General features: G+C 69.8%; 18 protein-coding genes. 10 read left to right on the top strand and 8 right to left on the bottom strand.

Annotated elements, in window-relative coordinates:
- Positions 1-788: 788 nt before the first annotated feature.
- Positions 789-1,364 carry a hypothetical protein gene (locus tag AC1DWJ_RS16635; RefSeq protein WP_477621394.1) on the bottom strand — a complete coding sequence of 192 codons (576 nt, stop codon included), beginning with the start codon at positions 1,362-1,364 and terminating at the stop codon, positions 789-791.
- A 489-nt stretch (positions 1,365-1,853) separates the two neighbouring features.
- Between AC1DWJ_RS16635 and AC1DWJ_RS16630 the strand changes: the two genes are divergently transcribed.
- On the top strand, positions 1,854-6,596 hold the full coding sequence (locus AC1DWJ_RS16630) for an RHS repeat-associated core domain-containing protein (RefSeq protein ID WP_477621393.1): 4,743 nt from the start codon (positions 1,854-1,856) through the stop codon (positions 6,594-6,596).
- 389 nt (positions 6,597-6,985) lie between these two features.
- Here the strand turns inward: AC1DWJ_RS16630 and AC1DWJ_RS16625 are convergent, their stop codons facing one another.
- A complete protein-coding gene (locus AC1DWJ_RS16625) occupies positions 6,986-8,242 on the bottom strand; it encodes a glycoside hydrolase family 3 N-terminal domain-containing protein (RefSeq protein WP_477621392.1) in 1,257 nt (418 codons plus the stop codon).
- 78 nt (positions 8,243-8,320) lie between these two features.
- On the opposite strand from AC1DWJ_RS16625, the gene AC1DWJ_RS16620 reads away from it, so the two are divergent.
- Positions 8,321-9,301, top strand: a complete 981-nt coding sequence (locus tag AC1DWJ_RS16620) for a nucleoside hydrolase (protein ID WP_477621391.1) — start codon at positions 8,321-8,323, stop codon at positions 9,299-9,301.
- Entirely contained in the window at positions 9,301-10,137 is an 837-nt protein-coding gene (locus AC1DWJ_RS16615) for a PfkB family carbohydrate kinase (protein WP_477621390.1), read from the top strand. The genes AC1DWJ_RS16620 and AC1DWJ_RS16615 overlap by 1 nt, the downstream gene beginning before the upstream one ends.
- 33 nt (positions 10,138-10,170) lie before the next feature.
- Here the strand turns inward: AC1DWJ_RS16615 and AC1DWJ_RS16610 are convergent, their stop codons facing one another.
- From AC1DWJ_RS16610 to AC1DWJ_RS16600, 3 genes are all read right to left on the bottom strand, one after another.
- Positions 10,171-10,875, bottom strand: coding sequence for a VldE C-terminal domain-containing protein (locus AC1DWJ_RS16610; RefSeq protein ID WP_477621389.1), 705 nt, complete (start codon positions 10,873-10,875; stop codon positions 10,171-10,173).
- Positions 10,876-11,070: 195 nt separating this feature from the next.
- Positions 11,071-12,303 (bottom strand): class I SAM-dependent methyltransferase, encoded by a 1,233-nt coding sequence (locus AC1DWJ_RS16605; protein ID WP_477621388.1) that lies wholly within the window; start codon positions 12,301-12,303, stop codon positions 11,071-11,073.
- A gap of 199 nt (positions 12,304-12,502) precedes the next feature.
- Positions 12,503-13,327, bottom strand: a complete 825-nt coding sequence (locus AC1DWJ_RS16600) for a GNAT family N-acetyltransferase (protein WP_477621387.1) — start codon at positions 13,325-13,327, stop codon at positions 12,503-12,505.
- A gap of 261 nt (positions 13,328-13,588) precedes the next feature.
- Here AC1DWJ_RS16600 and groES point away from each other — a divergent pair, with 261 nt between their 5' ends.
- The 3 genes from groES to AC1DWJ_RS16585 all read left to right on the top strand — a co-directional run bounded on the left by groES (position 13,589) and on the right by AC1DWJ_RS16585 (position 17,356).
- A complete protein-coding gene (gene groES, locus AC1DWJ_RS16595) occupies positions 13,589-13,882 on the top strand; it encodes a co-chaperone GroES (protein WP_056916628.1) in 294 nt (97 codons plus the stop codon).
- A gap of 133 nt (positions 13,883-14,015) precedes the next feature.
- On the top strand, positions 14,016-15,635 hold the full coding sequence (gene groL, locus AC1DWJ_RS16590; protein ID WP_457252733.1) for a chaperonin GroEL: 1,620 nt from the start codon (positions 14,016-14,018) through the stop codon (positions 15,633-15,635).
- Between the two features lie 233 nt (positions 15,636-15,868).
- On the top strand, positions 15,869-17,356 hold the full coding sequence (locus AC1DWJ_RS16585; RefSeq protein WP_477621386.1) for a SigE family RNA polymerase sigma factor: 1,488 nt from the start codon (positions 15,869-15,871) through the stop codon (positions 17,354-17,356).
- Between the two features lie 24 nt (positions 17,357-17,380).
- Here AC1DWJ_RS16585 and AC1DWJ_RS16580 read toward each other — a convergent pair whose 3' ends face one another.
- Both AC1DWJ_RS16580 and AC1DWJ_RS16575 read right to left on the bottom strand, forming a co-directional pair.
- Positions 17,381-17,605: an RNA-binding S4 domain-containing protein gene (locus AC1DWJ_RS16580; RefSeq protein WP_477621385.1), complete on the bottom strand. Its 225-nt coding sequence runs from the start codon at positions 17,603-17,605 to the stop codon at positions 17,381-17,383.
- A gap of 19 nt (positions 17,606-17,624) precedes the next feature.
- On the bottom strand, positions 17,625-17,918 hold the full coding sequence (locus tag AC1DWJ_RS16575) for a WhiB family transcriptional regulator (protein WP_457252730.1): 294 nt from the start codon (positions 17,916-17,918) through the stop codon (positions 17,625-17,627).
- Between the two features lie 236 nt (positions 17,919-18,154).
- Here AC1DWJ_RS16575 and guaB point away from each other — a divergent pair, with 236 nt between their 5' ends.
- The 4 genes from guaB to AC1DWJ_RS16555 all read left to right on the top strand — a co-directional run bounded on the left by guaB (position 18,155) and on the right by AC1DWJ_RS16555 (position 24,629).
- Positions 18,155-19,756 (top strand): IMP dehydrogenase, encoded by a 1,602-nt coding sequence (gene guaB, locus AC1DWJ_RS16570; protein WP_457252729.1) that lies wholly within the window; start codon positions 18,155-18,157, stop codon positions 19,754-19,756.
- Between the two features lie 362 nt (positions 19,757-20,118).
- Positions 20,119-21,240, top strand: a complete 1,122-nt coding sequence (locus AC1DWJ_RS16565) for a GuaB3 family IMP dehydrogenase-related protein (protein WP_056923048.1) — start codon at positions 20,119-20,121, stop codon at positions 21,238-21,240.
- An 81-nt stretch (positions 21,241-21,321) separates the two neighbouring features.
- Positions 21,322-22,914 carry a succinic semialdehyde dehydrogenase gene (locus tag AC1DWJ_RS16560; RefSeq protein WP_477621384.1) on the top strand — a complete coding sequence of 531 codons (1,593 nt, stop codon included), beginning with the start codon at positions 21,322-21,324 and terminating at the stop codon, positions 22,912-22,914.
- Positions 22,911-24,629 carry a GMC oxidoreductase gene (locus AC1DWJ_RS16555; RefSeq protein WP_477621383.1) on the top strand — a complete coding sequence of 573 codons (1,719 nt, stop codon included), beginning with the start codon at positions 22,911-22,913 and terminating at the stop codon, positions 24,627-24,629. The genes AC1DWJ_RS16560 and AC1DWJ_RS16555 overlap by 4 nt, the downstream gene beginning before the upstream one ends.
- 214 nt (positions 24,630-24,843) lie before the next feature.
- On the opposite strand, the gene AC1DWJ_RS16550 is transcribed toward AC1DWJ_RS16555, so the two are convergent.
- Positions 24,844-26,607, bottom strand: coding sequence for an ABC transporter ATP-binding protein (locus tag AC1DWJ_RS16550; protein ID WP_477621401.1), 1,764 nt, complete (start codon positions 26,605-26,607; stop codon positions 24,844-24,846).
- Positions 26,608-26,610: the final 3 nt, after the last annotated feature.

Here is a 26,610-nt window from a genome sequence, read left to right as displayed (position 1 = left end):
GGTCGCCGACGCCCGCCGCGCCGCCCAGCCAGCACGAGCGATGGCACCTGAGGCGGGCCCGGGAGGGCACTGCGGGGCGTCACTTCAATCCAGCGCGGTCGACCTGCCCCCGCACATCGACACTTCGGATCAGCCACTTCCCGGACCCGCAACACCGACGCTACGCCGCACCGACCCGGGCCGGAAGACCACAACGCGAAGGTCCCTCAGACACGCCCGTTGACAACAGAAGGGAGCCGGAAAGACGCAATCGGCCCGCCGGTCGACGTGGGGGAGCAGTCGCCGACACGCTCTCGGATAGAGCCCTTCGACGCGGACGCCTTGTCCTTGAGGGACATTCGAGATGATGCTCAGGAAGATTCTGGTCCGTCCCCTGAGATTTAGTTCCGAAGGTGACCCCGATGGACGTCAGGGGCGTGTCGATGTCGGTTGGCATTGGGGTTCCCACGTGTGGCGTGAACACGGTCGCGGCCACCTCGCGACGAGTCTCGGTGTCAGTGACTTCGGCGTCGACTGGTTCAGAGATGTCTTCCTGTGCGGGAACTGGGGACCGACCTGCCATTGGATCCGGAAATAGGCCCGTCCTGCCCAGCGAGTTCAGATCGGTCGGGACGTTCGCCCACCAGAACTTCCTCACCGCCGACGAGAGCCTCGCGGTAACTCTGGACTTCCGCCGCAGGCACCCGCACCTGGTGCAGATTGGCACCGGATTCTGGGTTGGGGCGATCTGCGCTCACCTGCCGGATGCTGCCGCGTCGGGATGGCGGTTTGGGGGTGACAGGTGCGTCTTAGGGCAGGACTGTTATTACTCGCTTGCCTTTCGCGTCCCTTCGCATCTGCCACACCATGGGTTGGTCAAGTCCAACGCTTCGGAAAGCCTCGACGAGAGACGCGAGAGGCACAAAGTACACCTGCGTGCCAACGGCGTGATCTGATCCGACGATGACCCCGTCTAGGTGGTGCGGCGGCGTCTCCGTGGCGGATGGGAAGAGGACCATGCTGTGGATCAACTGATTCGTCAGGTCCCGGAGCCCAAGTTGAGCGTCTTGTTGGTTCTCGACGTCGTAGTTCTCCCAGTACAAGTATGCAGTCCAGGGATCCGCAGCCTCGCCCGTTAGCTCCGCTCTTTGCACAGCGAATGTCTTCCCCGAGGTCTGCTGCGAGACCTTGTGCGAGTCGAGGAGTTTGCGCGTGCTGAATGCGCCCACGAGGACGTCTCGTTCGACCAGATAGGAGGTGCGTTCGGTCCAGCGCTTCTGGTTTGCGCGAGCCTCGAGTCGGTCGGCGACTCGGATCAAGTCGTCCTTCCACGGAACAGAGTCAGTTATCACGGTGCCCTCTTCGGCGGTGTCGGCGGCCGGCATTGCAATATTGCACCTTGAACGCCACTAGGGGCGTTTAATCTCCTAAACGGCCGGGGTGTGGTGGTTTTACCCCGGGGAACTACGCCATGTTGTGGATGCCTGTGTGTGCATGGAGGGGGATGCTGGGCGTGCAACGTCAGTACTCGCCACCACGCAGGGTTGGAGGCGCTCTACGGTCGCCGTTGAAGCGGCCTCGGGGAGGGCCACATGCTGCGCTCGGGCTGGAACGATATTGACCCGTTGGTTGCCACCTCCCCTGATGCGTGGAGGGGCGGTACCCCTTATCGCGCCGCCCTCCGTCCCGCTATAAGTCACACTGCGCTGGCGAAGCATGCAGCCGCGCTCCATGGTGCGGCTGGGGTGGGCAGCGGAAACTTCACCTTTAACGTGCCCGTGGTCAACTACCCGGGACGAGCCTCTCATTCGTTAGGACTCGACCTCACCTACAACTCGCGAGTCTGGCAGCGTGTCACCAAAGCGTCGGAGACCATGATCTTCGACGTCGACCACGATTGGCCAGCCCCTGGATGGCGCCTGGGCTTTGGCCGGATCGTCGGCATGGACAAGGGCAGGAGCATCTTGGTGGCCGCGGATGGAGCCCGCCACCCTTTCCACGAGCTGAGCCGCACCCCGTACTCCTCGGGTCGCACCGTCGTGCACGAACAGACGACAGACGGCACGCTCGTCGAGTACATCCACGAGCAGGGTCCCGAGACAGGACACCTACGGTCCGGTAGCGCAATGTTCCCAGACGGGCGGATCATCGAGTTCAGTGCGGAGTCCGAGGACGGGCACACCCTCTACCCGACAGCGGTTATCGACCGGCACGGCAACACGATCACGATCACCTACCAGAAGAGCCTAGGCCCACAGATAGAAAGCATCACCGACTCTTGTGGACGTGTCGTCACCTTCGGTTACGACGCAGCGGACCGGCTGATCACGATCAGCGGACCGGCCAGCTCCGGAGCGGACATCGTCCTCCTGCGCTTGCACTACCGCCAGCACGCCGTCGAGCACGCTTTCTCGGCGGAACTGACCGTTGAGCAGCCCGCCCCGGTCCAGGTCATCGACGGCGTGCTGTCACCTGAGACGGGCACCGGGTACTGGTTCGGCGAGGACGGCGACTACTCCCCCTACGGGATGCTCCAAATCGTCCGCGCCTGTCGCGGCATGGGGTGGCGCGAGGCTGCCAACGACCCCCAGGGCGCCTTCGAACCAGGCGAGATGTCACACCTGCGCGCATACAACTATCCGGCCGCCCCTGGCGGCCCGAAGCAGCACAACTCCCCCACCTACACCCGAATGGCCGAAAGCTGGGCCGGTCAGGAAGCGGGCGCTGCGCCGGAAGTGACCGAGTACTCGATCAGCGACGGCAACAGCAACACCCAGGACACAACCATCGCGTACCCGGACGGCAGCAGAGTCACGCAAACCGTTGACCGTGGCAGCGGCAACGCGCTGCTCACCTCATTGACGACTTACAACAGCGACGGCACCCAGATGCAGAAGCTTGCTACTGCTTGGGAAGCTGGCGACGACAGCACGCCGCGAGTTGTCAGGGTAGAGACGACCAACGGGCGGGGTGGGGTTACCCGCACGGACTTCCACTACACCGCCGGGCACAACCAGGTCACCGAAGTGCGGCAGTTTGACGTCGGCTCGGCTGTTGCGTCCCGCACCATAACCGACTACCTGGACGACCCGGTATACGCCGAACGGCACCTGTTCCACCTACCAACGCAGGTGCGTGTTGTGGACGAGCACGACGCTCCGGTGTCCGCCACCACGTACGCGTATGACCGTGCTGGCCTGCACCCCGTGGCTGGGCCGCCATGCTTCGATGACCGGTATAACCCAGTGAAAACCACCTGGATCCCGCCCACGACCGAAGAGCATTACGACTCTCACCACCACCCACCCAAGTGGACCACACCCGTCCCCGGGTACTGGACAGGACCGTACGATCCGAAGACGAGAATCCGCGGACTAGTCACTGATATTTGTCGGTACACCGACCCCGAAGGACCAGCCGCGCGGGGAGGAGGAGGGCCGGTCCTGACCCATATTGAGTACGACCTGTGTGGCAACCAGGTGCTCCACGAGGTAGCGCCCCAAAGGACCACCTGGACGTTCGACGCGACGACGCAGTTCTCGCAACCGAGCACCATCGTGACCGGTTCCCGCGACCCAGCCTCCCCCATCCAGCTCAGTTCCGCCGTCAGGTACAACATCCTCGGGCTCCCCATCACGACCACCGACGTCAACGGTTGCGTGACAGATCTGGCATACGAGCCAAACGGGTTCCGGGTGATCAAGATCGAGGCGACCCAGCTGGGATCGCGGACCGAGGTCACCTACGAGGACGCTCTCCTCACCCGCACGACCGTCGTCCGTGACGAGGCCGGCAAAGAGGCCGCCGTGACCGTCGAAGTGTTCGATGGACTCGGCAGAATCGCCGCCGTAAAGACCGCCAATCCAGCCGGCACTTACGACGTCGTGGATACGCACGCTGATCGGCTCGGCCGTGTGACGCGTACGAGTGCACCGCACCGCGATGGCGACCCCATCCAGTGGACCACACGCACCACCGATGCGCTCGGACGCCTCACGGAACTGACGGTCGACGGGAGCACATCTCGCTGGTTCCACGACGAGAAGGATGCCCCGAACACCCGACAGTCCTACCCGGCGCACACGGTGCGCACCGTCGACCCGTGGGGCCGGGAGCGCTGGGCCTGCTCAGACGTCCTAGGACGTGTGAACACCGTCGTCGAACCGGACCCCGCAGGTAGCGGAAAGGTCCTCGCCTCGGGGGGCCTTCAAACCGAGTACCGCTACCCCGGCACCACCGTCGAGATCCGGTCCAACCCCCACTTCACCCCGATGCCCCGGCTCATCTTCGACCAGAGCCGAATCTTCCGCTACGACGGCCTCGGTCGCCTGACGGCATTCACCCTTCCCGAACGCGGGCGGGCACTGGATGAAAGCGGCGCCAGGTCGGCTGCCGGTCTGTGGAGCGAGGTACGAACGTACGACCCGCGCGGGAATCTCACCTCCCGAACCGATAGCCGTGGAGTAAGAGTCCGCCTCGACTACGGGAACGACCCCCTCGACCGGCTGCAGGGCATCGTTTACGACACCACCGGAGTCGACCCGGCGGGCCCCGAAGTGCTCGGCTGCCCGGACGTCACATACGAGTACGCGAAAGACGGCGACCTGCGCAGGGTGACGCGCGAGTCGTCGGCCGGAAATAGCACACAGACCTTCGCCTACAACCCCCACTTTGGCGTCACCTCGAGCACAGTGACCATGAACGACCGTCCGAACGAGCGGTTTACCGTCGACTACGACCATGACGCTCTTGGCCGCGTCCGAACGCTTACCTACCCGACTAGATACGGCGAGGCTGGCTCCCCGCGGCCCGTCGTGGTGCGGACGTATGGCATGCGATCGGCGGTCACCCAGGTGACGATTGACGACGCGGTCGTCGCAACCGACGCTATTTACAACCCCTCGGGCGGCTTGACTCGGCTTCGAGTCGGCGCACCAGGCGTCGCGCAGATCACCGAAACCTACTCGTCCGACCTTTGGCACGGTTGGCTGGACCGGCAGACCCTTAGCAACGCTCTCGGCACCCTGCTCGACCTCCGGTACACGTATGTCCGGAATGTCAGCGGAACCGGAAAGACCGGCCAGGTCACGTCCGTCACAGACGGGGTGCCCGAGGATGCCCTCGCGTATCAGTACGACACCCTCGGTCGGCTGACCAACGCCACCTGCGGACCCGCCGGAGACCCGACTTGGACTCAGACATACACGTACGACCGATACGGCAACCGGATCAACGTGGCCGCCACCGGCACTGACTCGCGCGGGGATCCGGTATCGACCGACGGCGTGTCCGGGCTGGTCACAGACGTAACCACCAACCAGATCGCCGCGGCCGGTTGGGCCTACGACGCCGCTGGCAACCTCGTGGAGCGTCCGGACCCGAACACCGGGGCCCCGGTGCGCTTCACATACGACGCGGAGGGGCGGCTCGCGCGCGTCACGGACGCGACGGGACAGGTGCTCGCCGAGCATCTGTACGGGGTGTGTCCCAAGCGTCGCGGATCGACGTTCCCCCCGACGGGTGAGACGATGCGATACGCATGGGACCGGGATCAGGTCATCGGCGTGCACCGCACCCGGGCGGCGGGGGGTGGCACTGTCGCCGTGGACGAGTCAAGCAGTGTCGTCTACTTCGGATCTCGACCACTGGCGGTCGACAGCGCTGCGGGCCGTTACTACCTGCACCCTGGGCGAACCGGAACACGCTACTGGACTGAAGAATCCGGGACTCCCACGGAGAACTCTGACGTCGTGTGGTTCCCGTACGGCGTCAAGCCCGACGCCAACGCGCGGCCATCTCTTGGGACGGGGTTCGGCGGCTACGACGGGGAGTCCACAACTTGGCTCAACTACGCGGTAGCTCGGTTCTACGACCCGTGGTGCGGTCGGTTCCTCACCCCCGACCCCCTGCTTCTTGACCGCGTGGGCGCCGGAGCGCCCCTCCTGAGTGATCCGCGGATGTTCAACGCATACACCTATGTTCTCAACGACCCCACTAACGCATCAGACCCGCTCGGGCTGCTCCCTCGGCTCGGAGCGTGTGTCGTGCTCGACGATGGTTTCGAGTCCTGCAGCTGGATTCAATCCGAACGTGGTGACTTTCCAGACCCAACCGACGTGGTCAAGGAGCGCAACCCAGCGGGTCGGGGCGGAGGCGCCGACAATGCGAAGGATCTCCTCAAACCGAGCAAACCCTCATGCAGTTGGGACTACTGGTCGTTAGACCTGTCTTACTACCTCGGCCTTCACGTGGGAGGGGACCGCTTCGAACACTTCTACATCGGCATCGGTGTCAGCTCGTCGCCTGGTGCAAGTGTTCGGTTCGGCCGAATGCTCGGCCAGCCTGCCAGCTCTGCCGAACTCCAGAGCTTCAACACTGCATGGTCGATCAACGGCAGCGTCGGCGCGGATGGCTTCAGCGCCGGAGGCACCTACTCGCCTGGTAATCGACCGGCCGTCGAGGTCGGCATCGGAACGCTAGGAGGGAGCGTCGGGCTCGGGTACAGCTGGGATCCCATACAGCAGCTAGAGAACCTGTACGAGTCTCTCTCGCAGATCCAGCGCAGCACCTCCGGACCGTCGGCTTGCAGTTTCCCCTCCACTGGCGCTGGGCCGTGAGACGAATCCGGCCCACCAAGGGGTTCCCTTGAGCGGGTGACGCCGAGTCATCACGGCGACCGACCAGCCCCGACTTCGTGGGGCGGTAGTAATGATGGTCCCCAGTCCCCAGTGGCGCGCAGTCCTAGGGGCATGGGGATCGTCGGTGACTAGCCCGCCCGTTCTCCAACGGTTCTGGTGCTACGGACCACGTGGCGAGGTCAGGTGTTGAGAGGAAAAGGCTCGTTGTCCAACATGCGCACCCGGGCAGAGTGGGCGCCCGTAGTCGGCGGAGTGGGGCGCCCTTAGTGGGCGGTAAGCAGCGGCTTGCGGGCCCGCGTTATCGGTCCGGGGTGACACACCCCTTCTATGGCATTCGTCCGGGAGTCTCGAGGTGTCGCTTGCGCGGGTCAGCTGCACTTCACGAGGCCGAGGTCGGCCTTCAGGTCGAGGACTCGAGCCGCGGCTGCGTCGACCTGAGCGGCGAACGCCGGGCTGGCCGCCCGCTTCGCGGCGATGGCCTTGAGCATGGCCGGCGCTTGCGAGGCCCGTGCCGTCAGCACGATGTCGCCGCCTGCCGCGATGAACCTCGTCGCGCGCTGACCGACCGGGACCGCCGAGACCGCCCTGGCCGCGCCCACATCGTCAGTGATGACCACCCCGTCAAAGCCCATCCGTTCGCGCAGCAGCCCGGTAACGATCGCCTTGGAGAACATCGCCTGGTGGTCCGCGTCGAGCTTCGGGTAGTAGGCGGAGGAGACCATCACGAGGGGTGCACCCGCCTCGATCCCGGCGGCGAACGGCGCGAGGTAGGGGTCGTCGGTGTCGGCGGTCCGGTCGGTGATGCCGGTGCTGGTCACGTCGGTGTTGCCGGTGATCCGGCCGAGCCCGGGGAAGTGCTTGACGGTCGGAGCGATGCCGGCGGTGAGGGTCCCGCGGACGAACGCCGCGGCATACGGCGCATTGGTCTTGGGCGAGCCGGGGGCGAAGTCTCGGCGGTAGCGGCCGATGGGCTGGTTGGCGGCTCCGAGCGAGGTGGGCACGGTGTCGCTGACGGGAGCGAGGTTGATGTTCACGCCGGCCTTCCTGAGCTCTCGTGACCAGGCCTCGACGTTCTTCTCCTCGGTGTCGACCCCCGACTGGGCCTGCGTGCGCGCGGAGGGCATCCGGGTGAACCCTGCACCCCGCAGCTGCTGCACCTGGCCACCCTCCTGGTCGGCGGCGACGAGCAGGCCGTCCTCGGCGGCGGACTGGAGCCGGTCCGAGATGGCGGCCATCGACGCCACACCGTCGGACCACCCGCCGAGGTAGATGACCCCGCCCAGGCCCTGCTTCTTCACCTGGGCGGCGAGGGTGCGTGAGCTGCCGGTGGGCTGCAGCCCGACCATCAGGAGCTGTCCGGCCCGCTGGGCCGGGGTCATGGCGCCGGCCAGCTGCTCGCCGCACGTGGGCACAGCGGTGGTCGTGGAGCTGGACGAGGACGAGCTGGAGCTCGACGAGGACGTGGAGGAGGACGAGGACGGCGAGGAGCTGCCTGAGGAGGCGCTCGTGCCGGTGGTGGAGGCAGCCCCCGGGGTGCCCGAGTCGCAGGCGGCCGTGGTGGTGAGGGCCAACACCGCCACTGCGGCCCCGAGGACTCGGGTGTGGCGGGCGGGGTGCGCAGTCACGGCCCGAACCTATCCCGCTGGTCCAGCCGCGACGAAACCGCACCGGAGCCGCGCGGCCCGCTCTGGCAGGATCGCGGTATGGCCATTCCCGTCGTCCTCGACGTCGACACCGGCGTCGACGACGCATGTGCGTTGCTCCTCGCGGCGCTCCACCCAGCCCTCGACCTGCGCGCCGTGACCTGCGTCGGCGGCAACGCCGCGGTGGACGCAGTGGTCGCCAACACGCTCACCGTCCTGGACGCGGCCGACCGCCGCGACGTGCCCGTCGCCAGGGGTGCCGAGCGCCCGCTCCTCGAGGAACCCGTCGACGCCCGGCACGTGCACGGGCAGGACGGCATGGGCGACCTCGACTGGCCCAAGTCGCAGCGGCAGCCCGACCCGCGGCACGCCGTGGAGCTCTTGCGCGACGTGCTCCTGGAGGCGGCGGAAGGCGACGCCGACAGCCGAGTCACGCTCATCCCGCTCGCACCCCTCACCAACATCTCCCTCCTCCTACGCACCTATCCCAGTGTTGCCAAGGGAATTCGCGAGATCGTCTTCATGGGCGGGGCGGCCGAGACCGGCAACGCGACGGCGTCCGCGGAGTTCAACGTGTTCCACGACCCCGAGGCGGCTGCGGTAGTCCTCGACGCCTGTGCCGACCTCGACATCCAGGTGACGATGTATGGCTTGGACGTCTTCTACGCCCCGCGGGTTGGTCTGGAGACCGCACGAAGGTTGTCCGCCCCGGAGGCCCACGACGCCGCAGACCTCGCGGGTCGGCTGATCGCGTTCCAGTGCGAGCGGTTCGGGACGGTCGACGCCACCATCGGCGACGCGGGCGCGGTCTGTGCCGTGCTCGAGCCCGCCGGGGTCCGTCGCGAGCGCCTGCCGGTGCGGGTCGAGCTGGCCGGCACCTGGTCGCGGGGGCGCACCATCGTCGACCGTCGCGACTGGTCCGCCGGGCTCGACCACGACCCGCACGGGCCGGCGCGGTCGACCATCGACGTCTGTGTCGAGGTCGACGCCCAGCGCTACGCGACGCTCTGGCTCGACACGGTCGGTCGGGGGATGCGCTGATGGGCCGGGTCGTGGTGCTGGGCTCCCTCAACGTCGACCTCGTCGCCGCCGTCGAACGCCATCCCGGTCCGGGCGAGACGATCCTCGCCGATGGCGCGCTGGAGCGGTTTGCCGGCGGCAAGGGTGGCAACCAGGCCGTCGCGGCTGCCGCAGCCGGCGCCGACGTCGTCATGGTGGCCGCGGTCGGTGACGACGAGGGCGGGCGAGCCTACGTCGAGCGGCTCCGGTCCCGTGGGGTCGACGTCTCCGCCGTGCGCACCACCGCGACCGCGCCGACCGGTCAGGCCTGGATCACGGTGGACGACGAGGGTGAGAACGCCATCGTCGTGATCCCCGGCGCCAACGGGGAGGTTGGTCCGGAGGGCCTGTCCGACGCACTGGGGGGCCTGGGCGCGGGTGACGTGCTCCTCCTCCAGCTCGAGGTGCCGGTGCGGACCGTGGCCGCGGCCGCCCGCCGGGCGCACGGCGCGGGCGCGCGGGTGGTCGTCAACGCCGCCCCGTATGCCGCCCTCCCGCACGACGTGGCGGCCCTCGCCGACCCGTTGGTGGTCAACGAGCACGAGGCGCTCCAGCTCGCGGACAGCGACGCCCAGCCCACCTCGCTGCTCGTGACCTTCGGCGCCGCAGGCTGCAGCTGGGACGGCCAGCGGCACGACGGCATACCGGTCGACGCGGCAGACGTCGTCGACACGACCGGCGCGGGCGATGCGTTCTGTGGTGCCCTCGCCGCGGCGCTGGCACGCGGAGCGGACCGGGATGCGGCGATCAGGGCCGCGAGCCAGGCCGGGGCAGACGCGGTCCGCCACCGAGGCGCCCAGCTCGACCCCCAGCTCTAGCGAGGTCCGGCGGAGAACGGCGAGGGGGAAGGTCTAGAAGACCGAGACGTGCACGTGGTCGTAGTGGTTGGCCGTGGCGCTGCCGCGGTCCTCCATGCCCTGCCAGCTGCCACCGGGGTACCAGATGCGCTGGCGCCAGATGAGGTACTTGATGTTGAGCTCGCCGGCGTGCGCCTGGAGGAAGCTCGCGATCTCGTTGCCCTCGGCCGTGCTGCACATGATGTCGACCGCGTGACCGGTGCCGTGGTCGAGCGGGTCGCCGGGACGGTAGCCACCGAACGGACCGGAGCCGGGGAACTGCGCCTTCACGGCGTTGATCACGGCGATGGCGTTCGGGGTCATGCCGCCGACGTTGCCCAGGCCCACGCGGGAGGTGTTGCGGGAGATACCGGTGGTCGTCCGGGTGCTCTTGGCGGCCTCGGTGGCCTTGGCCTTGGGAGCGGCGGCCCTGGCGGTGAACCCGATGACGCCGTAGTCAGCGACCCGGGCCGGGGTCGACACGGCTTCGGCGCGGGCGACCACGGGCTGCTGCTGCACCTCGGCAGCGGTCAGCTCGAAGGACGCACCCGGCGCGGGGGCCGCGAAGGCGGTGGCCACTCCGAGGGCCGACGCAGCCAGGCCCAGTCCCTTGACGGCCGAGCGGTGGCTCGGACGTCGCCAGACCCTGGACAACAGGGTCGTGGGTCGGGGGCTGGCGCCACGGTGGCGGCCGTAACCGGCGGAGTGAGGGGAGGACATCGCCGCTGAGGATACGAGATGGTCACGGCGCAGGGCCAACTCCGGGGCATTTCAGACACCACTTGCCTCGCTTTGCCCTTTGTTGCCTCCGGTTCCACCGACCCGGACCAGCCCTCACGGCGCTATCTCATGCAAAAGGCGAGTTAGCGCCGTCCCGACCGGCGCTAACTCGCCTTTTGCATGAGATACCGGCGGTCAGGCTGGGTGGACGATCAGCGCGACCTGGTTGCTGCGGACCCGCGTGAGGACGACCGTCGCCTCCTGGTGGCCCTTGGCCGGCAGCCGGAGCTGGCGTCGGAGCAGGTCGGCGTCGACGCTGACGCCGCGCTTCTTGATGGTCAGCCGGTCGATCCCGTGGTCGCGCAGCCAGCCACGCAGCGCCTTGACGTTGAAGGGCATCGCCTCGACCACGGCATACCGCTTGGCGAAGGGCACGTCCACGGACCGGCTCGACCCGACGTAGCCGACCCCGGCATCGAGCTCGGCCCCGTCGGTCGCGGCGGTCAGGGCGCCGACCAGGCCGGCCCGGAGCACGGCCTTGTCGGGTTCGTAGAGCCAGCCGCCGAGGTCGGCGAGGTTGACCAGCGTTGGGGCGTCGCCGTCGGTGTCGGCCTCGGTGACCACCACGGCGGGACCCGTGGCGCGCAGCAGGGCCGCGCTGCGCCCGGCAGTCCGGACCAGCGGGCCCCACCAGAGCGCGCACTCGACGACATCGCCCTCCCACGAGGTCCACTGCGCCTCGGCCCCCGGGGGGAGCGCGGCGTGCGGGAAGGCGGGGCTGAGCTTGGCGCCGGTCGCAGGGAGGGCTCGGGCGACCTCCTGCACGGTGGTCCAGCTCGGGGAGATCTCCGCGAGGTTGAAGATCCGCCGGGTGCGACCCTTGGCGTCGGCGATCCCGGGGGTGCGTCGGGCCGGGTCGAGCCAGGCGCCGACACCGCGACCACCCTCGCCGGCCGGGGCGGTGAACTCCTCGACGACGCCCTGCTGCGCGGTCGAGTCGGGCCAGTGCCGCAGGTTGACCGCCGCGATGCCGGCCGTCAGCTCGTCGGCGTCGATCGCACGAACCCTCAGGTCGAGTCCGGCCATCGCCATCGCGTCGGCGCCGATGCCGCAGCCGAGGTCGTGGACGGTGTGGATGCCGGCGGCGCGGTAGCGCTGGGCGTGCTGCGCGGCGACGCCGAGCCGGGTGGCCTGCTCCAGCCCGTCGGACGTCAGGACCATGCCGCGGGCGAACTCGCCGAACTTCTCGACGGCCCGGGCGCGCAGCCTCGCCTGGTTGAGCGCGGCCGCCACGAGGTCCGGGTCGAAGCCGGCGCCGCGCAGCCGCTGCTGCAGGGCCAGCGCTCCCGACTCCTCATACGGGGGGAGCGACTGCAGCAGACCCCAGCCTTCGCCGGTGGTCAGCCGTCGCAGCAGGGCCAGATCCATGTCGCGCATTGTTGCGTATGCCGCGTGCCGAGGTCGCGGGTCCCGGCACCCATACCGTGGGCTGGGACTCGCCCTGGGCCGGACCGGGCTGGAACGCGCTCGGACCGCTCATGACGAGGGACCCCCGGTCGTGACGTGGGTTCCGACGGAACCGTCATCCAGTAAGACGCACGCCGGAGCCTTCTGGTTGTGCCGAGTTTCAGCGAGTGGGGCGCCACTCGTAGGGAGTCGTCGTCGAGACCTTGACGAGTCCGGACCGCTCCAGGATCGGCCGGGAGAACTCGGTCGAGTCGCTGTTGATGTAGCGCTTGCCATAGCCCATGGCCGACCGTGCCCGGGCCGCCGTCAGGGCCCGGTAGATGCCCTTCCCGCGATACTCCGGTCGCGTCGAGCCACCCCAGATCCCGGCGAACTCGGTGCCGTCGACGGGTTCGAGGCGGCCGGCGCTGACGATCCGGCCGTCGTGCTCGGCCACCCACATCTCCATGTCGTCACGCGTGCGGAGCCGGTGCAGGATCTGCTCGACCATGGCCTGGAGCTCGGCCGGCTCGTCCCCGAAGACCTCGCCCTGCATGGCCGTCATGGCCCTGACCTCGTCCTCGTCGGTGACCCTGCGCACCACGACACCCTCGGGGAGCTCCACGTCGACCGCGAGCAGTGCCGCCTCGCCGATCATGATCGACTCGGGCTCCTCGGGGACGAAGCCGTGGGCGACGAGCGCTTCGTGCAGGCCGGGGGCGTGGTCGTGGCCGCGCGTCTTCCACTCGACCCGCTGGATCTCGGGCATCGCCTCGTAGTGGGCGAGCGCCTGCTCCACGAGCTGCCGGACCGAGTCCTCGTCGGCCGGCCGGCCGTCGACCTCCAAGTTCTTGTAGGTGATGAAGCCACGTCCGCCGAGGTAGGTCGCGAGCACCAGTGGCCCGAGCCGGTCGACGGTGATGGCGGACGGCACCTCGGCCTCCTGCCGCAGCTGCTCGTCGTAGGCGCGGAGCAGCTCGGCGGGGTCACTGGTGGAGGTCGTCATGCGACCAGACCCTGCCCGCTCAGGGGTGCTCGGCGCCAGCGGATTTGGTTCCGGCCGTCCGCCCTCGGCGAACGCGCCGTCCAGTTCTGGCACTCGAGTTGACCGAGTGCTAACCGCGAGCCTAGATTTGCGTTGGCACTCCGGTTCGCCGAGTGCTAACGCAGCCAGCCGGTCGACCCCCGCGACGGCGACCGGATCGGCAGCACCCAGCTCCACCCACCACTGTCCAACTTCGACATTCCCGAAGGGGAGGTCCTCACCGTGTCGGTTTCCATCAAGCCGCTCGAAGACCGCATCGTCGTCAAGTCCGTCGAGGCCGAGCAGACCACCGCGTCTGGCCTCGTCATCCCGGACACCGCGAAGGAGAAGCCCCAGGAGGGCGAGGTCCTCGCGATCGGCCCGGGCCGCATCGACGACAACGGCAACCGCGTCCCGCTCGACGTCACCGTCGGCGACCGCGTGATCTACAGCAAGTACGGCGGCACCGAGATCAAGCACGGCGGCGAGGAGTACCTCATCCTCTCCGCTCGCGACATCCTCGCCATCGTCGGCTGAGCATCCGCACCTTGTGAGTGACGTGCCCTGTATGCCGGCTACCCGGCATACAGGGCACGTCGCCTTCACGCTCAGGTCACGGCAGCCCGAATCTCACTGCACCGCTGAATCCGATTGCTAGAGAAGGATTTTCATGGCTAAGACGCTGGAGTTCAACGACTCCGCCCGCAAGTCGCTGGAGCGCGGCGTTGACGCGCTCGCGAACGCGGTCAAGGTGACGCTCGGCCCGAAGGGCCGCAACGTCGTCATCGACAAGAAGTGGGGCGCCCCCACGATCACCAACGATGGCGTGACCATCGCGCGGGAGATCGAGCTCGAGGACCCCTACGAGAACCTCGGCGCCCAGCTCGCGAAGGAGGTCGCCACCAAGACGAACGACGTCGCGGGTGACGGCACCACCACCGCGACCGTGCTCGCCCAGGCCATGGTCAAGGAGGGCCTGCGCAACGTTGCTGCAGGCGCCGCCCCGGCCAGCCTGAAGCGCGGCATCGACGCAGCCGTCCAGGCCGTCAACGCCCGGCTGCTCGAGAACGCTCGCGAGATCGAGGGCAAGGACGAGATCGCCCAGGTCGCGTCGCTCTCCGCCCAGGACGAGACCATCGGGTCGACCATCGCCGACGCGTTCGACAAGGTCGGCAAGGACGGCGTCATCACGGTCGAGGAGTCCTCGACCGCGACGACCGAGCTCGAGTTCACCGAGGGCATGCAGTTCGACAAGGGCTACATCTCGCCCTACTTCGTCTCCGATGCCGAGCGCATGGAGGCCGTGGTCGAGGACGCCTACATCCTCATCAACCAGGGCAAGATCTCGGCCATCGCCGATGTCCTCCCGGTGCTGGAGAAGGTCGTCAAGACCGGCAAGCCCCTGCTGATCATCGCCGAGGACATCGACGGCGAGGCGCTGTCGACCCTGGTGGTCAACAAGATCCGTGGCACGTTCAACGTGGTCGCGGTCAAGGCTCCGGGCTTCGGCGACCGCCGCAAGGCGATGCTCCAGGACATGGCGACCCTCACGGGTGGCCAGGTCATCTCCGAGGAGGTCGGCCTCAAGCTCGACCAGGCTGACCTCGACGTCCTGGGCCAGGCCCGCCGCGTCGTCGTCACCAAGGACACCACCACGATCATCGACGGCGGCGGCAACTCCGACGACGTCACCGGCCGGGTCAACCAGATCAAGGCCGAGATCGAGCGCACCGACTCCGACTGGGACCGCGAGAAGCTCCAGGAGCGCCTCGCCAAGCTCGCCGGTGGCGTCTGCGTCATCAAGGTGGGCGCCCACACCGAGGTGGAGCTCAAGGAGAAGAAGCACCGCATCGAGGACGCCATCTCGGCGACCCGCGCGGCCATCGAGGAGGGCATCGTCGCCGGTGGCGGCTCCGCCCTCGTCCACGCCTCCACCGTCATCGACGACCTCGACCTCGAGGGCGACGAGGCGACCGGTGCGCTGATCGTCAAGAAGGCCTCGGCCGAGCCGCTGCGCTGGATCGCCGAGAACGCCGGCATGGAGGGCTACGTCGCCGTCTCCAAGGTGCGCGAGCTCACCGCCGGCAACGGCCTCAACGCTGCGACGGGCGAGTACGGCGACCTCATCAAGGCCGGCGTCATCGACCCGGTCAAGGTCACCCGCTCCGCCCTGGTCAACGCCGCCTCGATCGCGTCGATGGTGCTCACCACCGACACGCTCGTCGTGGAGAAGAAGGAAGAGGAGCACGAGGCCGCCGGTGGCGGCCACGGTCACGGCCACGGTCACTGACCAAAGCACCTCTCGTCGAAGGCCCGTCCCCGTTCGGGGGCGGGCCTTCGCCATGCTGCGGCGGACCTGTGGTTGGCCGCGCTATGCCGTGCCCCTGAGGGTGGGGCACGGCATAGCAAGCCCAACCCCCGCGACCGCGCAGATCGCGGCCGGTCCGCTGCCGGGCCGCGCGGCATACGATGCGGTCGGCATACGATTCGGGCAGTGCAGGGTGGCGCAGAACGAAGGTGGCCATGGCGGACCGGTTCGCCGAACCCCCCAGCTTCGACGAGTACGTCGTCGCCCGGGGTGCCGACCTGCTGCGGACCGCCTGGCTGCTGGTGGGGGACGACCGGGGCGCGGAGGACCTGGTGCGCACCACGTTCGCCCGCAGCTGGCCGCAGTGGCGACACCTGTCGCACGTCGGCGCAGGCTCGTACGACGCCGAGCTGAGGCGTGCGCTCGTGGAGACCTACCTGCGGCGCCGCCACGTCCGGGTCCGCCGGTCGGAGCAGCGCGCTCCCGTGGCTGACCCGCCGTCGCGCGCTGATGTGCTGGGTGCCCTGGCCGGGCTGGGGCCGCGCGAGCGGGTGGCCCTGGTGCTGTGGACCTTCGACGGACTCTCCGACGGCCAGGTCGCTGCGGCGCTCGACGACGACGTCGCCGCGGCCCGGCGACACCGGCTGCACGCCCTCGACACGGTCGGTGGCCGGCTCGGTCTCGACGAAGAGCGGCTCCGGGTGGTGCTCGACGCGCTGCCACCACAGGACCCGTCCGTGGCCGGGCTCCTCGAGCAGACCAGACCGTATGCCGCCCGCTGGCGGGGCGCCCGCGGCTGGGCGTTGGGGGGAGTCGCCCTCGTGGCGGCGGTCACCGTCGGAGGCCTCCTCGCGGGGGGAGACCCAGACCGGGTCACCCCCCTTCCCAGCCCGAAGCCGTCGGGCGTGACCTGCCGCGACTCCGTCGCGCCGCCCACCCCACCGCCGGTCACGACCGAGCCCCTGAGCCGCTCCGTGTCGGCGGTGTTGGTGTGCGCGCAGACCGACGAGGGCTCGGTGTGGTCGGGCTCCCTGCCGCCCGATGCGCCGGTGAGCGTGCCCCTCGCCGTGGACGCGCTCGTGCTGGCGCCTCGCACGACCGGTGCGGAGTGCCCGGCCCTGCCGATCGGGCCGGCTTTCCGGTTGCTGCTGCTCGGCACCGACGGCGCGGTGCGCACCTACGCCAACGAGGGGCTGGCCTGCAACGGCTGGCCGGCGCTCGCGAGCTACTACGCCGCCCTGGCCGAGCAGGGAGCCATGGCCGACTCGGGGTCCGACGCGACCGACAGCGGGTTCCTCGGCTGCCCGTCAGTGCTGGGGAAGTCGCTCGCGCCCCCCGGGGTGGCCCCGCCGAGCCTGGCCCGTGGCACGGTGCTGGTGGCCGCGACCGCCTGCCTGCACCCGCGGGCCGTGGCGACCGCCGTTCCGCGGTTCCGGCCGGTCCGCACCAACGTCATGGGCACACCGCAGCTGGCCCAGCTCAATGCCGACCTCGCCAGGGGCGGGTCGAGGACGCAGGCGGGGAGCACCTGCACCACAGGGACGTCGCTGTTCGTCGTCGAGGCGCGGATGCAGAACGGGCGGATGCTCGAGCTGAGCAGCAACTGCGCAGACGTCTTCTCGGTGGACTGGCAGTCGCGGGACAACTGGGCGGCCAGCAGCCAGACCCGCGACATGCTCCGCGCCCTGCTCGTCGCCCAGTGACCTGAGGTGAAGGGACGGCGGCGCTCAGCCGCCGGCGACGACGTGCAGTGACTCCCCGGCATACCTCACGACCTGGCCGGGACGCACCTGCGCGCCGCGTCGCACCTCGACGGTGCCGTCGACGGTCACCTCGCCGAGCTCGATGACCGAGCGCGCCATCGCGCCGTCGTCGACCACGCCGGCGAGCTTGAGGAGCTGGCCGAGCCGGATGGACTCGTCGCGGATGGGGACGTCGACAGGGCTGCTCACGCAGCCGAGTCTAGGTCGGTCAGCTGGCGGCGGGGACGGCGTGGCCGGCGTAGTGCGCCTCACGCTCGTCCTCGGTCATCGCGCCCCACACGCCGTAGGGCTCGCGGACCCGGAGGGCGTGCTCGCGACACTGCTTGAGCACCGGGCAGGCGAGACAGACTTCCTTGGCCTGCGAGTCGCGCGAGCGGCGGGCCGGGCCACGCTCACCCTCGGGGTGGAAGAAGACCTCTGGGTTGATCTGCCGACACGACCCGTCGAGCTGCCAATCCCACAGGTCGGCGATGGGTCCCGGAAGCCGTGACAACTCAGCCATGTCGTCCTCATCTCCCCGCGGCACGATGCCGCACGTCTCGGACGCTACCGCCGTGTGACCTGCGGAAACAGGCCCGTAACGTAAGGGTTTGTTCAAGGCCGTTCACACCAAAGCGGGCTGTCCCAGATGCTGGACGGGGCAGCCGGCCCCGGTCTCGTGACTGGCGGTGGCCCGCTCGGGTTGGGTCGTGCGGTGGGTCGTCACGGGCCGGTGGTGGCGCCCGTTACGATTGGGCAATGAGCCTTGGTGTGGACCTCGACGACCGTCACCGCCTGGAGGAGTCCGCTCCTTCCCCTGCATCAGGTCCCGCCCCCTCCGAGGCCGCCGCTCCTGAGCCCGAGGAGCACGACCCGTTCGGCAAGCTCGGACTCACCTACGACGACGTCCTGCTGCTGCCCGGCGAGACCGACGTGATCCCCTCCGACGTCGACACCACCGCGCGGCTGACCCGCGAGCTGTCGCTGCGCATCCCGCTGGTCTCCGCAGCCATGGACACCGTCACCGAGTCGCGGATGGCCATCGCGATGGCCCGGCAGGGCGGCATCGGCATCCTGCATCGCAACCTCTCGATCGAGGACCAGGCCTACCAGGTCGACCTCGTGAAGCGGACCCAGACCGGCATGATCAGCAACCCGGTGACGATCGGCCCCGACGCCACGCTCGAGGACCTCGACCGTCGGTGTGGCGAGTACCGCGTGTCCGGTCTCCCGGTCGTGGACGAGGGCGACCACCTGCTCGGCGTGATCACCAACCGCGACCTGCGCTTCACCCCGGTCGCCGAGTGGGCGACCACCCGGGTGCGCGACGTGATGACCCCGATGCCCCTCGTGACCGGTCGGGTCGGCATCTCGCGGGAGGACGCCACGGCCCTGCTGCGCCAGCACAAGCGCGAGCGCCTGCCGCTGGTCGACGGCGAGGGTCGCCTCGCCGGACTCATCACCGTCAAGGACTTCGTGAAGTCCGAGCAGTTCCCCCACGCCAGCAAGGACGACCACGGCCGGCTGCTCGTCGGTGCCGCCATCGGTTTCTTCGGCGACGCGTGGGAGCGGGCGACCACCCTCGTCGAGGCCGGGGTCGACGTCCTCGTCGCCGACACCGCCAACGGCCACGCCCGGCTGATGCTCGACATGGTCCGCCGCCTCAAGACCGACCCGGCCACGCGCCACGTCCAGGTGATCGGCGGCAACGTCGCCACCCGCGCCGGCGCGCAGGCCCTCGTCGACGCTGGCGTCGACGCCGTCAAGGTCGGCGTCGGCCCGGGCTCGATCTGCACGACCCGCGTGGTCGCCGGGGTCGGCGTGCCGCAGGTGACGGCTATCTACGACGCCTCACTCGCCTGCCGCAAGGCCGGGGTCCCGGTCATCGGTGACGGCGGCCTCCAGTACTCCGGTGACATCGCCAAGGCGATCGTCGCCGGGGCCGACACGGTCATGCTCGGCTCGCTGCTGGCTGGCTGCGAGGAGTCCCCGGGCGAGCTCATCTTCGTCAACGGCAAGCAGTTCAAGTCCTACCGCGGCATGGGGTCGCTCGGCGCGATGGCCTCGCGCGGCAAGAAGTCCTTCTCGAAGGACCGTTACTTCCAGGCCGACGTCGCCAGTGACGACAAGATCGTGCCCGAGGGCATCGAGGGCCAGGTCGCTTACCGCGGCCCGCTCGGCAACGTCGTGCACCAGCTCGTCGGCGGCCTGGCGCAGTCGATGTTCTACGTCGGCGCACCCACCATCCCCGAGCTCAAGGCCCGCGGCAAGTTCGTGCGGATCACCTCCGCGGGGCTCAAGGAGAGCCACCCGCACGACATCCAGATGACCGTCGAGGCGCCCAACTACAGCGGTCGCTGACCGCCCGTCCGGCTGCGTCACCGCCGCCGGTATGCCCGCGCGGCCGGCCCCGCGCGCGTCGCGGCGACGGGAGTCTGGAAGCCGTCCAGACCGGCATACGCAATCTGGGTGAGTCGCCTCGCGAGCGCGCAACCTAGGGTTGCGACACGGACGTTCACACGCCCCAACAGGGGTGCCTCTGAACGTCGTCGCTGACGGGCCGCGGTCGGTCGCGACGATCCAAAGACGTCCCGTCGCCGGTCGCCCCCCTCACCCGGCGACGGGGCGTCGTCCCTTTCCGGGCGCTGGAGCGCGGCCCGTGCGGTGGCCGATGCGGTGGCCCATGGCGCGGCGCACCCGTCGGCTGCCGATAGCCTTGCGCGGTGACTGAGATCGAAATCGGCCGAGGCAAGCGCGGTCGCCGCGCGTACTCCTTCGACGACATCGCCGTGGTGCCGTCGCGCCGCACCCGCGACCCCGAGGACGTGTCAGTGGGCTGGCAGATCGACGCCTACCACTTCGACATCCCCGTCATCGCCGCGCCGATGGACTCGGTGATGTCGCCCGAGTCCGCGATCGCCCTCGGTCGGCTCGGTGGCCTGCCGGTGCTCGACCTCGAGGGGCTCTGGACCCGCTACGAGGACCCGACGCCGTTGCTGGCCGAGATCGCCACCCTCGACCCGGCGCTGGCCACCGCGCGGATGCAGGAGATCTACGCCGCCGAGATCCAGCCCGAACTCATCACTGAGCGGCTGCGCCAGGTGCGCGAGGCCGGCGTGACCGCGGCCGGGGCGCTCAGCCCGCAGCGCACCCAGCAGTTCTGGAAGACCGTCGTCGACGCCGGGGTCGACCTGTTCGTCATCCGTGGCACGACCGTCAGCGCCGAGCACGTCTCCGGCCGGGCCGAGCCGCTCAACCTCAAGCGGTTCATCTACGAGCTCGACGTGCCCGTCATCGTCGGTGGCGCCGCGTCCTACACGGCGGCCCTGCACCTGATGCGCACCGGTGCCGCCGGGGTGCTGGTCGGGTTCGGCGGGGGAGCGGCGCACACGACCCGTCGCACCCTCGGCATCCACGCCCCGATGGCCAGCGCCATCGCCGACGTCGCCGCCGCCCGTCGCGACTACCTCGACGAGTCCGGTGGCCGCTACGTCCACGTCATCGCCGACGGCGGCATGGGTGACAGCGGCGACATCGTCAAGGCCGTGGCCTGTGGCGCCGACGCCGTCATGCTCGGCGCCGCGCTCGCCCGGGCGACGGATGCTCCCGGCCGCGGGCTGCACTGGGGCTCCGAGGCCCACCACCCCGAGCTGCCGCGAGGCGAGCGGGTCGAGGTCGGGGCGCTCGCGCCGCTCGAGCAGATCCTCTTCGGTCCCGGTCGCACGGCGGACGGCAAGAGCAACCTGATCGGGGCGCTGCGCCGGGCCATGGCTACCACCGGCTACTCCGACCTCAAGGAGTTCCAGCGGGTCGAAGTCGTCGTCGCCCCCTACCAGCGCAGCTGACCGACCCGTCGGTCCGCGGTGTGGGGAAGGTCGCTAACTTACTACTGGTAAGAAGCGCTCGCCGGACCTAGGCTGCGAGGCATGGCTCACGACGTCGTCGCCGACCCCGAGACCGACCCCACCGCCACGTATGCCGTGGACCCGGCACTGGTCCGACGGCTGGCCCGGCGGGTGGTGGCGGCGCCCCGTGCCGCGCACCACGTCAGCCACACGCCGCTCACCGGCGCGCCGCTCGGCTCGCTGCCGCTGTCGACCCGTGAGGACGTCGTCGTCGCGGTGGACGCCGCACGAGCGGCCCAGCGCGAGTGGGCGCGGACGCCGATGGAGCTGCGCGAGCGGATCTTCCTGCGCTACCACGACCTCGTCCTGGAGCGGCAGGTCGAGCTGCTCGACATCGTGCAGCTGGAGTCGGGCAAGACCCGCCGCCAGGCGTTCGAAGAGGTCGCCGACGTGGCGATCGTGGCGCGGCACTACGCCCGCTGCGCCGCCGCATACCTGCGTCCGCGCCGTCGCGCGGGGCTGTTCCCGGTGCTGACCCAGAGCACGGTGCACCACCACCCCCGAGGGGTCGTCGGCATCGTCAGCCCCTGGAACTACCCGCTGTCGCTCGCGATCACCGACGCCATCCCGGCGCTCATGGCGGGCAACGCCGTCGTGCTGCGCCCGGACCTGCAGGCGTCCCTGACCGCCCTGCAGGCGGTTCAGCTGCTCACCGAGGCGGGGCTCCCCGAGTCGGTGCTGCAGGTCGTTCTCGGCGACGGGCCGTCGGTGGGTCAGGCGGTCGTCGACCTGACCGACTACGTCTGCTACACCGGCTCGACCGACACCGGGCGACGCGTCGCCACCTCGGTCGCGGGGCGCCTGGTCGGCTACTCCCTCGAGCTCGGCGGCAAGAACTCGATGTACGTCGCCGACGACGCCGACCTCGACAAGGCGGTCGAGGGTGCGGTGCGGGCCTGCTTCTCGTCGGCCGGCCAGCTCTGCATCTCGATCGAGCGGCTGCTCGTGCACGGCGCGGTGGCCGACGAGTTCACCCGGCGGTTCGTGGCGGCGGTCGAGGAGATGAGCCTCGGCGCCGAGCTCGCCTACGGCACCGACATGGGATCGCTGGTCTCCGCCCTCCAGCTCGAGCGCGTCTCGGCCCACGTCGAGGACGCCCGCTCCAAGGGCGCTCGGGTGCTCACCGGTGGACGCGCCCGCCCCGACGTCGGCCCCTACTTCTACGAGCCCACCGTCCTCGAGGGCGTGACGGCCGCGATGGCGCTGCGCGACGACGAGACGTTCGGCCCGGTCGTCGCGATCTACCGGGTGCACAGCGACGAGGAGGCGATCCGCTTCGCCAACGACACCGACTACGGCCTCAACGCCGCGGTCTACACCCGCGACGTCACGCGCGGCCGCCGCATCGCGACCGCCATCAAGGCCGGCACCGTCAACGTCAACGAGGGGTATGCCGCCGCGTGGGGGAGTGTCGCGTCCCCGATGGGTGGCATGAAGCAGTCCGGCGTCGGCCGGCGGCACGGCAGCGAGGGCATCCTCAAGTACACCGAGTCGCAGAACGTCACCGCGCAGTACGTCCTCCCCATCGCTCCGGTCGCCGGGATGAGCGAGGAGACCTACACGCGCCTGATGACCGCCGCCCTCCGAGTGCTGAAGTCCGCGGGGCGCGCGTGACAGGTGCGGGTCCGGGCGGCAGGGGCAGCGACTACGACGTCCTGGTCGTCGGGTCAGGGTTCGGCGGCTCGGTCACGGCGCTGCGGCTGGCCGAGAAGGGCTATCGCGTCCACGTCGTCGAGTCCGGCCGCCGGTTCCGCGACGAGGACTTCGCCAAGACGTCGTGGAACCTGCGCAGCTACCTGTGGGCGCCCAAGCTGAAATGCTTTGGCGTGCAACGGGTGCACCGGCTGCCCGACGTGATGATCCTCGCCGGAGCGGGCGTCGGTGGCGGTTCGCTCAACTACGCCAACACCCTCTACGTGCCTCCGGCGTCGTTCTTCGCCGATCGCCAGTGGGGTGACATCACCGACTGGCAGTCGGAGCTGGCGCCCCACTACGACACCGCCTCGACCATGCTCGGCGTCGTCACCACCCCGTGCGAGGGCGTCGTCGAGGGCGTCATGCGCCAGACCGCCGAGGACCTCGGGGTCGGCGACACCTTCCGCAAGACCCCGACCGGTGTCTTCTACGGCATGCCCGGCAAGCGCGTGCCGGACCCCTACTTCGGGGGCGCCGGCCCCGACCGCACCGGCTGCACCGAGTGTGGCAACTGCATGGTGGGCTGCCGGGTGGGTGCGAAGAACACCCTCGTGAAGAACTACCTGGCCCTGGCCGAGCAGCTCGGGGTCACCATCGAGCCGATGCGCACCGTCGTCCGCGTCGCCCCGCGCCGCAGTGGTGGGTATGCCGTGACGCACGAGGCGAGCGGCGCGTGGTTCCGGCGGGCGCGGCATACCGTCACTGCGGACCAGGTGGTGTTCGCGGCGGGGACGTGGGGCACCCAGAAGCTCCTGCACGCCATGCGCCAGACGGGCGTGCTGCCGCGCCTGTCTGCCCGGCTCGGCCACCTCACCCGGACCAACTCCGAAGCCGTCAACGGCGTGATGCTCGAGAAGGTCAAGCCCGGCCAGGACCTCTCGCACGGGGTCGCCATCACGTCGTCGTTCCACCCCGACGCCGACACCCACGTGGAGAACGTGAGGTATGGCAAGGGCTCCAACGCGATGGGTCTGCTCGCGACGATCCTCGTGCCCGGGGGTGGGCTGCCGCGGCCCGTCCAGTTCCTCGTCGAGGTGGTGCGGCACCCGGTGGTCTTCCTCCGCTCGCTGTCGCAGTACCGCTGGAGCGAGCGGACCGTGATCGGCCTGATCATGCAGTCGCGCGACAACTCGCTGCAGGTCACCGGCAGGAGCGGGCTCTTCGGCGGGCGGGGCCTGACCTCGCGCCAGGGGCACGGCGAGCCCAACCCCACCTACATCCCGGCCGGTCAGGAGGCGATGAAGGCGCTGGCGGTGCGGCTCAGTGCGGCGACCGGGCTGAGGGCCTTCGCGGGCAGCAGCGTCAGCGAGATCGCCAACATCCCCCTGACCGCCCACTTCCTCGGCGGGGTGACGATCGGGTCGAGTCCCGAGCGTGGGGTGCTCGACGCCTACCAGCGGGTCTGGGGCTACCCCGACCTGCACGTCGTCGACGGCTCGGCCGTCTCGGCGAACCTCGGCGTCAACCCGTCGCTGACGATCACCGCGCAGGCCGAGCGAGCCATGTCGCTGTGGCCGAACAAGGGCGAGACCGACCCGCGTCCTGCGCAGGGTGAGGCCTACCGCCGGCTGGAGGCGGTGAAGGCCGCCAACCCGGCCGTCACGCGGTACACCCACGAGAGCGCCAAGGTCTGACGGCTCCGCACCTCTGGCCACCCAGGTGGCACGGGACGCGGTCTTCGCCGGTCCGGTGGGGCATGGCTGGCCAGCAGTGCGGGAATGGAGAAAGACGGTGGGCGACGCACGCCCCTGCGCTGCGTCGACCACCGTCCCAGCGGTGTGGCTGGAGACGAGCCGGGGGGTGGGTCTCCAGCCACACCACCCAGACAACGACGCTGGTGAGCGGGGGTTACGGCGCCCCTGAGACATTTCTCCCGGTGGCCCCCGAGGCCGCCCCGGGCTGGTCGCGCCACGAGGCCCACAAGGCGGCATACGGACCGTCGGCGGCGACCAGCTCGTCGTGCGTGCCGATCTCGGTGACCACGCCGTCCTCGACCACGGCCACCCGGTCGGCGTCGTGGGCGGTGTGCAGCCGGTGGGCGATCGCGACCACGGTGCGTCCCTCGACCACGGCAGCGAGCGAGCGCTCGAGGTGGCGCGCGGCACGCGGGTCGAGGAGCGAGGTGGCCTCGTCGAGGACGAGCGTGTGCGGGTCGGCCAGCACCAGGCGGGCGAGCGCGACCTGCTGCGACTGAGCCTCGCTGAGCGGGTGGCCGCCGCTGCCCACCCGGGTGTCGAGGCCCTCGGGCAGCCCGGCTACCCACTCGTGGGCGTCGACGGCGCGCAAGGAGTCGTCGAGCTCCTTGCGGGACGCACCCGGTCGGGCGAGCAGCAGGTTGTCGGCCAGCGTGCCGACGAAGACGTGGTGTTCCTGGGTCACCAGGGCCACCTCACCGCGCAGCCGGCCGAGGGTGAGGTCGACCAGGGGCACGCCCCCGACCTCGACGCTGCCCTCGCGAGGCCCGTCGATGCCGGCCATCAGGCGGCCGAGGGTCGACTTGCCCGCACCCGACGGGCCCACGATGGCGAGCCGTTCGCCGGGTCGCAGGTCGAGCGAGACGCCCCGCAGCACGTCGTGCCCGGGTCGGTAGGCGTAGCGCACGTCGTCGACCGCCAGGTCGGAACCGTCGGGCTCCTCCCCGGTGGCGACGCGGTCGGGCGGCACGTCGCCCACGCCGATCACGCGCGCCAAGGAGGTCGCGCCGACCTGGATCTCGTCGAGCCAGCCGAGCACCTCGTCGAGGGGGTTGGTCATCTGGTGGATGTAGAGGGTGACCGCCGTGGCCGCCCCGGCGCTGATGTGGCCGTTGATCGCCAGCCAGCCGCCCCAGAGCACCGCGCCCGCCGTCGGCACGTAGTAGCCGAAGACCACCGCCGGGAACCAGTGCAGCCGCAGGTTCAGGGTGTAGCGCTCGGCCTGGAAGCACTCCCGCAGGGCCCCGTGGAACCGCGCCCGCCGCGCCTCGCCGAGCGAGAGCGCGTCGATCGTGCGCGCCCCGTCGACGGTCTCGGCGACGACGCCGTTGAGCTGGGCGTAGGTCGCGCGCTCCCAGAGGTAGCCGTCCGACGCGTGCCGCAGGTAGCGCCGCGTCGAGAACCAGTAGAACGGCAGCCCCAGCAGGATCGGCAGGGTGGCCAGGGGCGAGGTGAACAGCGCCGCGACCGTCGTCATCAGCACCGTCATCGAGGCGACGAACAGCGACGGGATGCCGAACCGCACCACGTGGGACAGGGCCTCGACGTCGTTCGTGGTGCGGGCCACGAGGTCACCGGTGCCCGCTCGCTCGACCGTGGACAGTGGCAGGTTGACCGCGCGGCCGACGAACTGCTCTCGCAGCTCGGCGAACACGGTCTCCCCGAGGATGAACGACCACCGGCGCGCGGCCCAGGTCAGCGCCGTCTGCGCGACGACGGCCACGGCCAGGCCGATCGCGATCTTGTCGACGGTGCCGGTGTCTCCCCGGTGGCCGCTGACGACGTCGACGAGCCGGCCCACCAGCCACGGAGCGGCCAGGGCCGCGAGCGCGGCGAGGGCGTGCAGCCCCAGGACTCGCGTCACGAGCCCGCGGTGCTCGCGCACGAGTCCGTGGGTGTGCTGCCAGACCCCAGCCATGTC

The sequence above is a fragment of the Pedococcus sp. P2_D7 genome, from assembly GCF_056404295.1.
The sequence above is the reverse complement of the archived record's forward strand: the minus strand, read 5'-3'. Positions and strand labels throughout refer to the sequence as shown.

What these genes read in the sequence shown, in the direction of transcription:
- AC1DWJ_RS16635 (WP_477621394.1), bottom strand. Translation starts at nt 1,364, where the DNA reads ATGCCGGCCGCCGACACCGCCGAAGAGGGCACCGTGATAACTGACTCT.
- AC1DWJ_RS16630 (WP_477621393.1), top strand. Translation starts at nt 1,854, where the DNA reads ATGATCTTCGACGTCGACCACGATTGGCCAGCCCCTGGATGGCGCCTG.
- AC1DWJ_RS16620 (WP_477621391.1), top strand. Translation starts at nt 8,321, where the DNA reads ATGGCCATTCCCGTCGTCCTCGACGTCGACACCGGCGTCGACGACGCA.
- AC1DWJ_RS16615 (WP_477621390.1), top strand. Translation starts at nt 9,301, where the DNA reads ATGGGCCGGGTCGTGGTGCTGGGCTCCCTCAACGTCGACCTCGTCGCC.
- AC1DWJ_RS16610 (WP_477621389.1), bottom strand. Translation starts at nt 10,875, where the DNA reads ATGTCCTCCCCTCACTCCGCCGGTTACGGCCGCCACCGTGGCGCCAGC.
- AC1DWJ_RS16605 (WP_477621388.1), bottom strand. Translation starts at nt 12,303, where the DNA reads ATGGATCTGGCCCTGCTGCGACGGCTGACCACCGGCGAAGGCTGGGGT.
- AC1DWJ_RS16600 (WP_477621387.1), bottom strand. Translation starts at nt 13,327, where the DNA reads ATGACGACCTCCACCAGTGACCCCGCCGAGCTGCTCCGCGCCTACGAC.
- groL (WP_457252733.1), top strand. Translation starts at nt 14,016, where the DNA reads ATGGCTAAGACGCTGGAGTTCAACGACTCCGCCCGCAAGTCGCTGGAG.
- AC1DWJ_RS16585 (WP_477621386.1), top strand. Translation starts at nt 15,869, where the DNA reads ATGGCGGACCGGTTCGCCGAACCCCCCAGCTTCGACGAGTACGTCGTC.
- AC1DWJ_RS16575 (WP_457252730.1), bottom strand. Translation starts at nt 17,918, where the DNA reads ATGGCTGAGTTGTCACGGCTTCCGGGACCCATCGCCGACCTGTGGGAT.
- guaB (WP_457252729.1), top strand. Translation starts at nt 18,155, where the DNA reads ATGAGCCTTGGTGTGGACCTCGACGACCGTCACCGCCTGGAGGAGTCC.
- AC1DWJ_RS16560 (WP_477621384.1), top strand. Translation starts at nt 21,322, where the DNA reads ATGGCTCACGACGTCGTCGCCGACCCCGAGACCGACCCCACCGCCACG.
- AC1DWJ_RS16550 (WP_477621401.1), bottom strand. Translation starts at nt 26,607, where the DNA reads ATGGCTGGGGTCTGGCAGCACACCCACGGACTCGTGCGCGAGCACCGC.